At 61.5% G+C, this 14,226-nt stretch carries 11 protein-coding genes and 1 pseudogene; 8 read left to right on the top strand and 4 right to left on the bottom strand.

Going from position 1 to position 14,226, the window contains the following annotated elements; translation table 11 throughout:
- Positions 1 to 160: 160 nt before the first annotated feature.
- Positions 161 to 1,645, bottom strand: a complete 1,485-nt coding sequence (locus tag VZP09_RS02760) for an aldehyde dehydrogenase family protein (protein ID WP_135729496.1) — start codon at positions 1,643 to 1,645, stop codon at positions 161 to 163.
- Between the two features lie 158 nt (positions 1,646 to 1,803).
- Between VZP09_RS02760 and VZP09_RS02755 the strand changes: the two genes are divergently transcribed.
- From VZP09_RS02755 to VZP09_RS02740, 4 genes are all read left to right on the top strand, one after another.
- Entirely contained in the window at positions 1,804 to 3,105 is a 1,302-nt protein-coding gene (locus VZP09_RS02755) for an NAD(P)/FAD-dependent oxidoreductase (RefSeq protein ID WP_020802274.1), read from the top strand.
- Between the two features lie 13 nt (positions 3,106 to 3,118).
- A complete protein-coding gene (locus tag VZP09_RS02750; protein ID WP_002892824.1) occupies positions 3,119 to 3,484 on the top strand; it encodes a cupin domain-containing protein in 366 nt (121 codons plus the stop codon).
- 376 nt (positions 3,485 to 3,860) lie between these two features.
- Positions 3,861 to 5,360, top strand: a complete 1,500-nt coding sequence (locus tag VZP09_RS02745) for an APC family permease (protein ID WP_016831624.1) — start codon at positions 3,861 to 3,863, stop codon at positions 5,358 to 5,360.
- A complete protein-coding gene (locus VZP09_RS02740) occupies positions 5,338 to 5,931 on the top strand; it encodes a DUF3156 family protein (protein ID WP_040151745.1) in 594 nt (197 codons plus the stop codon). Before VZP09_RS02745 ends, VZP09_RS02740 begins: the two co-directional genes overlap by 23 nt.
- A 6-nt stretch (positions 5,932 to 5,937) precedes the next feature.
- Here the strand turns inward: VZP09_RS02740 and VZP09_RS02735 are convergent, their stop codons facing one another.
- The 3 genes and pseudogenes from VZP09_RS02735 to VZP09_RS02725 form a co-directional block, all read right to left on the bottom strand.
- Entirely contained in the window at positions 5,938 to 7,053 is a 1,116-nt protein-coding gene (locus VZP09_RS02735; protein ID WP_328794880.1) for a class II histone deacetylase, read from the bottom strand.
- 16 nt (positions 7,054 to 7,069) lie between these two features.
- A pseudogene (locus tag VZP09_RS02730) lies at positions 7,070 to 8,276 on the bottom strand (MFS transporter).
- Positions 8,277 to 8,393: 117 nt separating this feature from the next.
- The gene (locus tag VZP09_RS02725) at positions 8,394 to 9,077 is read right to left on the bottom strand and encodes a helix-turn-helix transcriptional regulator (protein WP_009308087.1); all 684 of its coding nucleotides are present in this window, start codon (positions 9,075 to 9,077) and stop codon (positions 8,394 to 8,396) included.
- A gap of 425 nt (positions 9,078 to 9,502) precedes the next feature.
- On the opposite strand from VZP09_RS02725, the gene VZP09_RS02720 reads away from it, so the two are divergent.
- From VZP09_RS02720 to VZP09_RS02705, 4 genes are all read left to right on the top strand, one after another.
- Positions 9,503 to 10,690 carry an anaerobic sulfatase maturase gene (locus VZP09_RS02720; RefSeq protein ID WP_135729497.1) on the top strand — a complete coding sequence of 396 codons (1,188 nt, stop codon included), beginning with the start codon at positions 9,503 to 9,505 and terminating at the stop codon, positions 10,688 to 10,690.
- Positions 10,691 to 10,734: 44 nt separating this feature from the next.
- Positions 10,735 to 12,468, top strand: coding sequence for an arylsulfatase (locus tag VZP09_RS02715; RefSeq protein WP_328794879.1), 1,734 nt, complete (start codon positions 10,735 to 10,737; stop codon positions 12,466 to 12,468).
- 87 nt (positions 12,469 to 12,555) lie between these two features.
- Positions 12,556 to 13,332, top strand: a complete 777-nt coding sequence (locus VZP09_RS02710; RefSeq protein WP_016946865.1) for an SDR family NAD(P)-dependent oxidoreductase — start codon at positions 12,556 to 12,558, stop codon at positions 13,330 to 13,332.
- 25 nt (positions 13,333 to 13,357) lie between these two features.
- Positions 13,358 to 14,149 (top strand): MoaF C-terminal domain-containing protein, encoded by a 792-nt coding sequence (locus VZP09_RS02705; RefSeq protein WP_004151806.1) that lies wholly within the window; start codon positions 13,358 to 13,360, stop codon positions 14,147 to 14,149.
- The last annotated feature ends 77 nt before the right edge of the window (positions 14,150 to 14,226 follow it).

Here is a 14,226-nt window from a genome sequence, read left to right as displayed (position 1 = left end):
ACGGCAATGGCGGATTAGGAGGGGAAGAAAGGATCCGTGACGGGAAAAGCGTCCCGGAAGCGATGCCGTGCACCGCCCGGGTTGCAGGCCAGAAGGCACACAATGTGTTGCCTATCTGGCGCAAAGCGACACATGACAGCGCTATGTCGCTGAACGGCGATTAATAGCGCACCATCACCGACTTCAGCTCCGTATAATCATCGATAAACGCGCTGCCGAATTCGCGCCCGATGCCCGAGCCCTTCATGCCGCCGAACGGTACCGCCGGGTCGAGGAAGGTATGCATATTGACCCATACGATGCCGGCCTCAATCGCCTCCGAGTAGCGTAGCGCCTGACGAATATTATCCGACCAGACGCTGGCCGCCAGGCCATACGGTGAGGCATTCATCCGCGCCAGCGCCTCTTCTTCACTGCGATAGCCGATAAAACTGCACACCGGACCGAAGGTCTCCTCGCACATCAGGGTGCTCTCTTCGCTGCGCACTTTGACCGCGGTCGGCTGCAGGAAATAGCCCTCCCCCGGCAGCGCTTCGCCGCCGCAGACGATGGTATCGCCCTCGTCGCGGGCGGTCTGAATGAGCCGCAAAACTTTGTCATACTGCTGGCGGTTGGCCAGCGGCCCCATCAGCGTCCGTTCATCCAGCGGCGACCCCGGCGCAAAAGCGCTGAGCTTGTCTTTCAGCAGCGCCAGTACCGCATCCAGTTTTCCCTGCGGCAGATAAAAACGTTCCGCAGCGGCGCAAATCTGCCCCTGGTTCAGGTAGCCAGCTTCAATAATGCCGTTGACCATCGCCTCCGGCGTCAGGTCATCGAGGAACAGCGCGGCGTTTTTGCCCCCCAGCTCAAGGGTCACCCGTTTACCTGACGCACTGGCCGACTGCTGGACTTTTTCACCGGTGGCCACCGAGCCGGTGAAGCTCACCTTGGCGCAGGCCGGATGCGTAATCAGCCGCTGGGCAATCTCGCCGCCGGCGCCGTTGACCACGTTAATCACCCCATCCGGGATACCCACCGCTTTTGCCAGCTCCGCCACGCGCAGCAGCGTCAGCGGCGTATATTCGCTCGGCTTGAGGACGATGGTGCAGCCGCAGACCAGGGCCGCCGCCAGCTTCCAGATGGCAATCATGATGGAGAAGTTCCACGGCACGATGCCAACCACCACCCCAAGCGGCTGGCGGCGGGTAAAGGCGGTATATTTCTCCCCAGCCATCGATGGCAGCGAGACATCCAGCGTTTCACCGGTGACTTTCCCCGCCCAGCCGGCGAAGTAGCGCAGGAACGCCACCGACTGGTCCAGCTCGAGCATCCGCGCCAGCGTGATAGTTTTGCCGGAACAGAGACTTTCCAGCTGCGCCAGCGCTTCGCGATGCTCTGCCAGCGTGTCCGCCAGCTTCAGCAGCAGCGCGCCGCGCGCCAGCGTCGGCATCTCGCGCCACTGACTAAACGCCTGGCGGGCGCTCTCCATAGCGCGATCCGCCTGGTCACTATCCGCCGCGGTGACCTCGGCAATCACCTGCCCGGTCGCCGGGTTGATCACCGCGAACGGCGCGCCGCGGCCCGCCTCACGTTGACCGGCAATAAACTGCCCGTGCGGCTGGCGTAAGAAGGCGGTCACTTCCGCCAGTAAGGTTATCTCGCTCATCGTCAGCACCCGTTTTTCAGCAAAGTTAACCCATCACAGCACGGCTTCCCGCCGCAGCCTATCGTTCTAAAGAACGTCATTCTTCCGGACGATATTCAACGCCCGCGCGGCGTGCTGTGATGAGGGTCTTGAGCCAGGCAAGACCACAGGGTAACGCGATGAACATCAAGATCGATGCGCTGAACTACTACGGCGCGACGAAGAAATATCACCTCCATTTCCCGGCGCTACGGGAAGATATTGAAGCCGATGTGGTAATTATCGGCGGCGGCTTCTCTGGCATTAACACCGCCCTTGAGCTGGCGGAACAGGGGATCACCAACGTGGTAGTGCTGGAGGCGCGCCATCTCGGCTACGGCGGCACCGGGCGCAACGGCGGCCAGGTGATGGCCGGTATCGGCCACGATATCGAAGCGGTAAAAAAGCACGTCGGCAAAGAGGGGCTGGAGACGCTGTTTAAAATCGCCAACCTCGGCGCGGGCATCATTCGCGAACGCATCCGCAAATACAACATCGACGCCGATTTCGTGCCCGGCTACGGCTATCTCGCCTATAACCAGCGACAGCTTAAAACGCTGCGCCAGTGGGAGAAGGAGTTTAAAGCCGCTACCCCGGATGAAGAGATCGAACTGTATACCGGAAAAGAGGTGCAGCAGGTGGTGGGCTCCGAGGTCTACTGCGGCGCGCTGAAACATATGGGCGGCGGCCAGATCCATTCACTCAATATGCTGCTCGGTTCGGCGCAGGCCGCCCACTCGCTGGGGGTGAAGATTTTCGAATCCTCGCCGGTGGTGGAGGTGAGTTACGGCAAACAGGTGCGGGTACGCACCGCGATGGGCAGCGTCAAAGCCGCCAAACTGCTGTGGGCCTGCGACAGTTTCCTCAACAATATGGAGCCGGAGATCTACAACAAGACGCTGGTCACTTACTCCTACCAGGTGTCGACCGAGCCGCTCTCCGATGAACTGATCGAGCGCATCAGCCCGCTGCGCGGCGCCTTCAGCGATATTCGCCCGGTAATTAACTACTACCGCGTCACCCGGGAAAACCGCCTGCTGTTCGGCAGCGCCACCCGCTTTGTGGAGTATACGCCGAACGATTTCGCCGCCTGGAACCGCACCTTGCTGGCGGAGGTCTTCCCCTATCTCAGGGATGTGAAGATCGATTTTGCGTGGGGCGGGCCGATGGCCTGTAGCGCCAATCTGTTCCCGCAGATCGGCACCCTACGCGATCACAACAACGTCTTTTACGTCCAGGGGTACTCCGGCTTCGGCGTCACCCCGTCGCACATCGTGTGCAAAATCCTCGCCGAAGGGATCAACGGCGGTTCCGACCGCTATCGCCTGCTAAGCAGCATCCCCCACGCGACCATCCACGGTCGTGACAGTCTGCGCTTGCTATTAGTCACGGCCGGAAAACTGATGCATCAAACCGCCGGTTTCTGGAAAGGCCGGAGTTAACCAGGAGAACGCTATGCACGCTTTTAAACTTAAACACCCGGTACCTGATCTGCAGCCGATCGGCAGCGTCAGCCTGCTCGGCGCGACGCCGACCGCCGGCGACCCGCAGGTAGCGGGCGCGATGATCTACGGCGAGCCGCAGGACGCCTTTACCTGCGGACTGTTTTCGTCCACTGAGGGGAGCTTTACCATGACCTATCCGTTTACCGAGCACGCCACCGTGCTGGAGGGCGAAGTGGAGCTGACCGTCGCCGGCGGCGAGCCGCAGCGCTTTGCGCCGGGCGACAGCTGGTTTGTTAAACAGGGCACCGAAGTGGAGTGGAAAATTCTGACGCCGCGCTTTGTGAAGCACTACCTGGCGAACGTCGAGACCCGCTAACAAACTGATAATGCCCGGCGGCGCATTACGCCTTCTCCGGGCTACCAAATCGCACAGCGCTGTAGCCCCGGTAAGCGGCAGCGCCCACGGGGGGGGGTTGAGGCCAAATTAAAGGCAGGCCGCACGGACCGTAGGACGGATAAGGCGCAGCCGCCATCCGGCAGAAACAGGCGCAACGTGGCAAGACGGATGGCCCCGGTTTTCGGGGTCATATTGTTTATCCGCCGCGACATTCATCGACTGCGTCACAGAATCATGCGCCGCCCTCCACCTTCCGGACGATATTCGTTGAGCAGGATGCCCGCCTAAATTATGACTATCCGGGAGTGGCGCTGGCTATTCCCTGCCCTACCCCATTATTGTGCAGAGGTTGACTATGTTTAGTAACAGACTCGCCAGCCATCTTGAGCGCGGCGTCGTCGGCTTCCCGACCACCCTCGCCAGCTCCGTCGGGCTGATCATGGCCAGCCCGGTGATCCTGACGGTCACCAGCGGCTTCGGCATGGGCGGCGATACCTTCGCGCTGGCGGTGCTGCTGGCCTTTATTATGATGCAGTCGCAGGTCACCACCTTTGCCGAGGCGGCGACGCTCATTCCCACCACCGGTTCGGTGTACGACTATATCTCCTGCGGCATGGGCCGCTTCTTCGCTATCACCGGCGCGCTGTGCGCCTATCTGATCGTCCATATCTTCGCCGGGACGGCGGAGACGATCCTGGCGGGCATTATGGCGCTGGTGAACTTCGAGTCGATTAACGCCCAGATGGCCGCTCACCAGAACACCTGGATGGTGGGCGTCGGCATGGTGGTGATTTTCGGCTTGCTCAACGCCATCGGCGTGGAAATCTTCGGCAAGGTCGAAGTGGTGCTGACCTTCGGCATGTGGACCACGCTGACCATTTTCGGCCTGTGCGGCATTTTTATGGCGCCGGTGACTCATCTTTCCGGCTGGTTCGGCACGCCGCTGAACGTTAGCGATATCAACGGCCTGTTCGGCTATATCGGCATGGCGATGTTTATGTTCGTCGGTTGCGAACTGGTGACGCCGATGGCGCCGGAGATCAAACAGGCCCACCGCACCATACCGCGGGCGATGGCGCTGGGCCTGCTGGGGGTCGCCAGCTGCATGTTTATCTACGGCGCGGCGATCAACCGCCAGGTGGAGAATACCGTGCTCGACGCGGCCAACAACGTCCATCTGCTGGATACACCGATGGCGATCCCGGCCTTCGCCGAACGGGTGATGGGCCACGCCGGCCAGTACTGGCTGGGGGTCGGGCTACTGTTGGCCGGCTGCGCCACCATCAATACGCTGATGGCCGCCGTGCCGCGTATTATCTACGGCATGGCGCTGGACGGCGCGCTGCCCCGTTTCCTGACCTGGCTGCATCCGCGCTTTAAGACGCCGGTGATCGCCATTGCCATCGGGGTGGCGATCCCCTGCCTGCACGCCTGGTATCTGAACGGCGATCTGGACCGCATCGTGCCGCTGATCCTCGCCGCGGTCTGCGCCTGGGGCGTCGCCTATCTGCTGGTTACTCTGTCGGTGGTGATGCTGCGCATTCGCCGCCCGGACCTGCCGCGCGCCTACCGCTCGCCGTGGTTCCCGCTGCCGCAGATTATCTCCAGCGTCGGGATCATCATCGCTATCGTCAATATCACGCCGCCCGGGATGGACAGCCGCCAGGTGCTGGTGCCGTTCGGCATAATGCTCGGCCTGACCGCCGCTTACGCCCTGTTCTGGACGGTGTGCGTGCAGCGCGTCAATCCGTTCAAGCCGCTGGTAGTGGAAGAGGTGGTGGAGCGCGCCATCAACAATTATGAAAAACAGACCCGCGGGGAGATGACGCCAGATGTCCTCCGTCCCCTGGTTTGAAACGCCGTTAATGAACGCGGTGCAGCGCGATCTGGCGGGCTGGCCCAGCGAAAAGCTGAGCGAACGCAGCGCGCTGCTGCGCTTGAACGACGCCACCGCCGTCATCTTCAGCGTGCGTCAGAAGCGGCTGTTTATGGCCAGCATTCACAGCTGCGAGTTTGTCGTCGAGGGGCCGGTGACCCGGCCAGTGCGCGGTAACATTCGCGCCCATCAATCCGGCTGGTGGAAACGCCAGCCGATCCGCTTTATCGGCGGCAAAGGCAGCGAGGAACTCGCCGGCTATCTCAACGGTTTTCCTAATCTCCAGCAGACCTTAAGCGAGCTGGATTACCGCCGCTTTTCGCTGACCTTTGATAGTAGCGGCTGGCGCTGCAGCATTGAACCCTGGGCCGCCAGCGAAGTGGTCTGTAAAATGCCGCCGCTGCGCCGTTATCTGCGGCTGGAAGCGCAGCAGCGGATGCTGCTGCTCAGCGTGCTGGCGATGGTTAATCAGGCGGTAAGTCAGTGGATGCGCGGTGAAATCGCAGAAGAGAAAGCATTGACTTCCCCGCCATCACCGCGGGGAAGCTGAGGTGGTTTATAGCAGGCCAAACTGCTGCGCCAGCCGATCGATGGCCTGGCGCTGGAACTGCGCGAACGTGGCGCGCGGCTGCTGCTGTTGAATAAATTCCAGCAGCGGATCCTGGACCTCGGTGCGGATGCCGCTCAGGGCTTCCATCACCGCCAGGCCGCAGAACGGCACGTAGGACTCGGCGTAGCCGCCCTCGTGCACCATCACCAGTTTCCCGCCGCACAGGCGATCCGCCGCCTGCTGGACCTGTTCGGTCATCGCCCGGAAGCTATCGCTGTGCAGCTGCATCCGCGCTAATGGATCCATGGCGTTGGCGTCATAGCCGCAGGCGATGATGATCAGCTCCGGCTCAAAACGCGCCAGCGCCGGAATAACGATAGTTTCCAGCGCATAGCGCCAGCTGTCATCCCCCGCCCCGGCCAACAGCGGAATATTGATGTTGTAACCTTCGCCCGCGCCCACGCCGCGATCGTCCTCGCCGGCGTAGCCCGGCGGGAAGCAGCCGTCCTGATGCAAGGAGATAGTCAGTACGTCGTCGCGCTGCAGGTAGATATGCTGGGTGCCGTTGCCGTGGTGAACATCCCAGTCAATGATCGCCACCTTGCCCAGCCCCAGCTGCGCTTTCGCTCGCTCGACGGCAATGGGAATATTGGCGAGGAAACAAAATCCCATCGACTGGTCCGGCAGGCAGTGGTGTCCGGGCGGGCGCGACAGCGAATAGGCGTTATCCAGCTCCCCCTTCAGCACCGCTTCCACCGCCGCACAGGCCAGCCCGGCGGAAAGACAGGCAATTTCATAACTGCCCGGCCCCAGCGGCGCCTCTTTGCCGAGCATGCCGCCGCCGTTATCGCTTATCGCCTTGAAGCNCTCCAGATAGCTGTCGGGGTGGATCCGCCGCAGGTCCTCAAGGCTCGCCGGCGCCGCGCTGCGCAGCGCCAGCTGCGGCGTCAGCCCGGAGACATCCATCAGGTTTTTCATCCGCCGTTTGGTCTCTGGCGATTCAGCATGACCGCCGCCGGCGGGCGGCTGTACCCACCCGCCCACTGGCAGCGTCACCGCGTGCAGACCGGTACTGTACCAGAAACAACGTTCATCAAAAAAGAAACCGGTTTTTCTTTTCACTCTATCCTCCCGTGGGCTAAGCCTTCCCGGCGGCGGATGCCGCCACAATTAAAATCAGTGACAGCAGCGCGCAGACGCCTGCCGCCGCCAGCAGCGGGTCGGCGCTGGCGAAGTGTTGCAGTAAGGCCCCCGCAAGCGCCGGGCCAGCCGCCATGCCGCCGCCGATCACCAGATTGATGCTGTTCATTAGCCGACCGCTGTTATCGAGCCCGGCCACGCGGGCGAGAATAAAGGGCAGCACGAAGGTCCAGGTGAACTTAAACAGCAGCGCCGCGATGGCGTAACGCACCAGCAGCGGCTGGCCGATCAGCAGCCCAACGCTGACGATCAACAGGCCGTAGCCCAGCCACACCGGTAAACGATCGGCCCGCCGGGTGCCGCGCAGGGCCGCGCCGCCGGCGCCGATAATGCCGCAAACCGTCGCCGCCGCCGGCGCCGATAATGCCGCAAACCGTCGCCGCCGCCAGCACCAGACCGACCTGCGTCGGGCTCAGCCCCGCCGCGCTGCCGATGGTGCCGATAAAGGTCCACACGGCGCTGAGGCTGATATAGAAAGTGAGCACCGCCAGCACCGCCAGCGCCTGACGCCACAGCGCCGTCGACGGCTGCTGGCGGGAGACTGAAAGCGGTTGAAAGCGCGGAGGGAAAGCGGATACCAGCGGCAAACAGCAGAGCATGATGGCGGCGAGGATCAGATACACCACCTTCAGGCCAAAGGTCGCGAACAGGCCGGGCAGCGCCAGCAGGCCAAGCATCCCTAACAGCAGTTGCCCGAGCACCCAGAAGGCGTAGACCCGCGACGGGTTCGGCGTTCCGGCCGCGCAGCTGATGCACAAAATCATCAACGTGCCGCCCGCCAGCGAGGCGATAAAGCGCGCCGCCAGCAGCGTCTCGTACTGGGTGACCACCGCCGAGACGAGGTTGGCGGCCAGAAACACCACCCCGGCCGTCAGGGCAACCCGCCGCCAGTCGAGGCGGCTCATCCACCACCACGCCGGGAGCGTCGCCAGGCTCATCGCCCCCAGCTCCGCTGAGAACAGCCAGCCGATCTGCCCGGGTTTTAGCTGCCATTCGCTGGCCAGCTGCGCCGCTACCGCCGGCGCGGTCATCAGAATACCCGGCGCAATAGCGGCAAAAATCACGATCGCCGCCAGCAAACGCAGGGACACCACCAGCCCGGCGGGCCGGGAAAGCGCATTTTCAGTGAGAGGTGTACTCGACATCGTAGGGCGTGCTCCGGTCAAAAAAGCCTCCCCCCGGGGGATCCTCTAGGGAGTGATACCCACAGGCATCAGGAAAACGCCGTGCTGCCACGGCGCGCGCGGGATGCGAAAGTCAGATTACAGATGCAGCGTACGCTGAGCGGCCGGCATCCAGGTTCGGGAAACCAGTTCGGTACGATTGACCACTTCGGTCTTGGCGAAAATATTGCGCAGGTGCGTTTTTACCGTCGAGAGCGAGATATCCAGCTGGCGGGCAATCAGCTTATTGCTGGCGCCTTCGCGCACCATGCCGACGATTTCCCGCTCTTTCGCCGTCAGGATGGCGGGCAGATCATCTTCTTCCTGCAGGCAGTCGCGGATGGCCAGCTCTACCAGCGGCAGCACCGCCTGGGCCCGCTGGCGCTCTTCGCTGGAGAAAGGCACGTCGCGCATCAGCGAGATACCGGCGACGATCCGCCGCTCGCGGCGGATAAAGATCTCGGTCATGTCGCGCACGTTATTCGGCAACATAAATTCATGATAGTAATGCCGGTTGCGGTCGCAGAGCCGCGGCGTCATCGCCGCCACGGTGGTGTTCTGGTGGCTAAAGTGCGACGGCAGAAGCGGATCCAGCGGCTGGAAGTTTTCCAGATATTGTTGGTGCGTATTATCGGAAATATTATGCAATATATAGTTTTCGGGTTTTAAACGATTATTTACTCGATAAAACACCGCTGAAGTTAGTGGAATTAACTGGGAAATAGTCTGTAAACAACGGGCTATTATCGCATCATTATGGCTGGCTTTTAACAAAGCAGACATGATAGGGCCTCCCCGTCGAGATGATGGTACATGACACATGGATGACTACTGNTAATTGNAGCATACATTTCACATTTANGTAACACAATCATTAACATATTAACAATGTGATAGCCGTTACAAAATTTTCAGCAATACATTGTTATATAAAGCATTTAAAAAACACCCCGGCCATGCTTTACGATAGCGGCGTTAAAACATAAACAAATAAGATTAACACCCGGCGTACCTGCCCCTGGTGATAAAAAAACCCTATTCCCGACGCGTGATTCTCATCCTAAAGAACGATGGATTTTTGTTTTTTTTCACTTATACCCTTAACAGGATGCATTTAATTTTCGCCGCGGCTTAATCATGTGATTACGCCTGACCCGCTGTTGCCAAAATAATATCAACAGTACCGGTCATTAACCGAGGATAAGCCGATGCTGAATATCGCCGCCCTGCGCCAGCAGCAAATTCCGCTGGCCGCTGGGCCGCGCTCGCCGGTGCCGTTTCATATTCTGATGAAGCCGATTGGCCCCGCCTGCAATCTCGCCTGCCGCTATTGCTATTACCCGCAGGACGAAACGCCGGTCAACAAGATGGATGACGCGCGGCTGGAGCAGTTTATCCGCCGCTATATTGCCGCCCAGCCCGCCGGCGCGCGGGAAATCAACTTTGTCTGGCAGGGGGGCGAGCCGCTGCTGGCCGGCCTGAGCTTCTACAAAAAAGCGCTCGCCCTGCAGGCACGCTATGCCCCCGACGGCGTCACTATCAGCAACAGCCTGCAGACCAACGGGACGCTGATCAACGACGCATGGTGCCGACTGTTCCGCGAACATGGCTTTATTATCGGGTTGAGCCTCGAAGGCAACGAAGCGCTGCAGGACTACCATCGTCCGGATAAACGCGGCCGGTCGACCTGGTCGGCGGCGCTGCGCGGCATTGACCTGCTCCATCAGCATCAGGTGGACTTTAATCTGCTGGTGGTGGTGCATAACGAGATGGCGGCCCACGCGGCGGCGATTTATGACCGGCTGGTCAGCCTCGGCGCGCGCTATCTGCAGTTTCAGCCGCTGATGAGCGAAGGCGCGGCCCTGCGCGAAGGATACCAGCTCAGCGCCGATAACTGGGGACGTTTTATGGTCGGCATCTGGCGACAGTGGCGGAAGCGCTGCGATAGGGGGCGGGTGTTCGTTATCAATATCGAACAGGCGTGGGCGCAGTATTTCACTCATACCAGCGGCAGCTGCGTGCACAGCGCCCGCTGCGGCAGCAACCTGGTGATGGAGCCCGACGGACAGCTCTACGCCTGCGACCACCTGATCAACGCCGAACATCGGCTGGGCCGCCTCGATGAGCAGACGCTCGCCGCCGCGGTCGACGCCTCGGTGCAACTGCCGTTCGGTCAGCAGAAAAGTCTGCGCCGCGAATGCCAGACTTGCTCGGTAAAAATGGTCTGCCAGGGCGGCTGCCCGGCGCATCTCAACGCCGCAGGCAACAACCGCCTCTGCGGCGGCTACTACCGCTTCTTTAGCGACATCCTCGCGCCAGTACGCCCCTTTTCCCGCGACCTTAATGGCCTGAAGGCCTGGCGGGCCGCGTTTGTTGGGACTGCGCATACTGCGTAGCGCCTTACCCTGATGATATCCCCCTCTGAACAGGAGAGTCAGTCGTGAACAAAAAAGCCATGGCCGCGGCGGTCAGCATGATCCTCGCCGGCGGCGCGCACGCCGCGCAGCAGGAGCGTCCAAACGTCATCGTGATTATCGCCGATGATATGGGCTACTCGGACATCAGCCCCTTTGGCGGCGAGATCCCCACCCCCAACCTGCAGGCGATGGCCGAGCAGGGAATGCGCATGAGCCAGTATTACACCTCGCCGATGTCGGCCCCGGCGCGCTCAATGCTGCTCACCGGCAACAGTAACCAGCAGGCTGGGATGGGCGGCATGTGGTGGTACGACAGCACCATTGGCAAGGAGGGCTACGAGCTGCGGCTGACCGACCGCGTCACCACCATGGCCGAGCGCTTTAAAGATGCGGGGTATAACACCCTGATGGCCGGTAAATGGCACCTCGGTTTTGTTCCCGGCGCCACGCCGAAAGATCGCGGCTTTAATCACGCCTTCGCCTTTATGGGCGGCGGCACCAGCCACTTTAACGACGCGATACCGCTGGGGACCGTTGAAGCCTTCCACACCTACTACACCCGCGACGGCGAGCGCGTCTCCCTACCGGATGATTTTTACTCCAGCGAAGCCTACGCCCGCCAGATGAACAGCTGGATTAAAGCGACGCCGAAGGAACAGCCGGTCTTCGCCTGGCTGGCCTTCACCGCCCCTCATGATCCCCTGCAGGCGCCGGACGAGTGGATTAAGCGCTTCAAAGGCCAGTATGAGCAGGGTTACGCCGAGGTCTATCGCCAGCGCATCGCCCGCCTGAAAGCGCTGGGAATTATCCATGACGATACCCCGCTGCCGCATCTGGAGCTGGATAAAGAGTGGGAGGCGCTAACGCCAGAGCAGCAGAAATATACGGCGAAAGTGATGCAGGTGTATGCGGCGATGATCGCCAATATGGACGCGCAAATCGGCACCCTGATGGAGACGCTGAAACAAACCGGGCGCGATAAAAATACCCTGCTGGTCTTTTTAACCGATAACGGCGCCAACCCGGCGCAGGGTTTCTACTACGAATCTACCCCGGAATTCTGGAAGCAGTTCGATAACAGCTATGACAACGTCGGCCGCAAAGGATCATTTGTCTCCTACGGCCCCCACTGGGCCAACGTCAGCAACGCCCCCTACGCCAATTATCACAAAACCACCAGCGCCCAGGGCGGCATCAATACCGACTTTATGATCTCCGGTCCCGGGATCACCCGCCACGGTAAAATCGACGCCTCGACGATGGCGGTGTATGACGTGGCGCCGACGCTATATGAGTTCGCCGGCATCGATCCGAACAAGTCGCTGACGAAAAAGCCGGTGTTGCCGATGATCGGCGTAAGCTTTAAGCGCTATCTCACCGGCGAAGTACAGGAGCCGCCGCGCGGCAACTACGGGGTTGAACTGCATCATCAGGCGGCCTGGGTCGATGGCGAATGGAAGCTGCGACGGCTGGTGCCGCGCGGCCTCACCGCCGGCGACGCGCCGTGGCAGCTGTTTAATCTGCACGACGACCCGCTGGAGACGCATGATGTCGCGGCCGAACATCCCGATCGGGTCAAAGCCATGAGCGAGGCCTACGAGGCATTTGCTAAGCGCACCATGGTTACCAAAGCGCAGGGCAAAATGATCGACTACGTCGGTATCGATAGCAAAACCGGGCGCTATCTGGCGGTCGACCCCGCCACCATGAAGCCGGTGCCTGCGCCGCAGGCGATCCCTGTGAGCGAGATCCATTAACCGCCACGGCTATCGTTCTTCCGGGCGATAGCCGGGACCTGACGCGCTTTTTAAGGTAATCGGAAACCCCATTACAGGAGAGTGCGGATGGCGAGAGTCGTGGTGATAACCGGTGGCGGAACCGGAATTGGCGCCGCCTGCGCGCGGCTGATGCGCGCCGCGGGCGACCGGGTGTTTATTACCGGACGGCGCGAAGCGCCGCTGCAGGCTGTCGCCAATGAGACCGGCGCCACGGCGCTGGTGGGCGATGCCGCCGACGGCGAGGTGTGGCGCCAGCGGCTGCTGCCGGCCATCCTCGACCAGACCGGCGGGATTGATGTCCTCATCTGCAGCGCCGGCGGGATGGGCAACAGCCCCGCCGCCGAGACCAGCGACCGCCAGTGGCGCGAGGCGCTGGACGGCAATCTCACCAGCGCCTTCGCCAGCGTTCGCGCCTGTCTGCCTTCGCTGATTGCCCGCCGCGGCAATGTGCTGTTTGTCGCCTCCATCGCCTCTCTGGCCGCCGGGCCGCAGGCCTGCGGCTACGTCACCGCCAAACACGCTTTAATCGGCCTGATGCGCTCCGTCGCCCGCGATTATGGCCCCCAGGGGGTACGCGCTAACGCCATCTGTCCCGGCTGGGTCACGACGCCGATGGCGGATGAAGAGATGCACCCGCTGATGCAGGCGGAAGGGCTGTCGCTGACTGAGGCTTATCAGCGGGTCTGTCGTGACGTTCCGCTGCGCCGCCCCGCCAGCCCCGAGGAGATAGCCGAAGCCTGTCAGTTTCTCTGTTCGCCGCAGGCCGCCATCATCAGCGGCGCTACGCTGGTCGCCGACGGCGGGGCCAGTATCGTCGATGTTCCCACTCTGGCGTTTGCCTAACGCCCTACTCTGTTCAGGAGCCCCTATGACTTCAGAAGCCGTATTTATCCAGGTCGGCGCGCTGGCCGATGGTTTTGCGCCGCACGGTAACCTGCTGGCTACCGCCAGCCTGCCCGCAGGCGAAAACTTTACCTTTTATGTCGCCGGGAGCGAGCCGCAGCAGCTGGTTATCGAAGATGAGCAGACGCTAAGCTGGAACGGCAAGCGCGCCCCCTGGCGGGCGACCGCCCTGCGCCCGGACATTCTGTTCATCGACTTCCTTGACCCGGAGCGGGATAACGCCAGCATTAGCGCGGTATGCAACCTGACGCAGCGCAATGCCACGCTGGTATACGGCCAGCTGCCGGACGAAGCCGCCGCGCGGCTGGACGCCTTCAGCCGGGTAGAACAAGGGTTGCCGCTGACCGCGGTTGAGGCCCGTTTCGTCTTCGCCCGCCTGGATGCCCAGCCGGGGCCGCTGCCGGGCTTTACCGATGCGCTCATTGGCATGCGCAATCAGTACACCTACAGCCCGACCGAGCGCTATGAGCACATCTATCTCAACGACAATTTTTACGCCTGGCAGTGTCTGGACGGTGTGGAAAAGGGGCTGGCGGATGTCGATCGCTGCCACTATGTGCAGGTGGCTGAGGATCTCTATCTGTTCGTCTGGCGGGAGAAAATCATTCCCACGCTGGGGGTGATCCTCATCGATCTGCAGCAGATGCGCACTGACGGCAAGATCATGGGCTATCAGGGCAGCGATTTCGGCGCCCTCAGCAATTTCCCGGTCGGCGCCAGCGCGAAGATCCTCAACGTCACCCGCCATCAGGAATAGTAGGGCGCCGCCGGGCACGCTTTCAGGCACCGCACCCGTCATTTCGCCGGGTGGCGGCTNCGCCTTACCCGGCCTAC

It is taken from the genome of Klebsiella sp. EMBS2024, assembly GCF_036233805.1.
GTDB lineage: Bacteria > Pseudomonadota > Gammaproteobacteria > Enterobacterales > Enterobacteriaceae > Klebsiella > Klebsiella pneumoniae.
The sequence above is the reverse complement of the archived record's forward strand: the minus strand, read 5'-3'. Positions and strand labels throughout refer to the sequence as shown.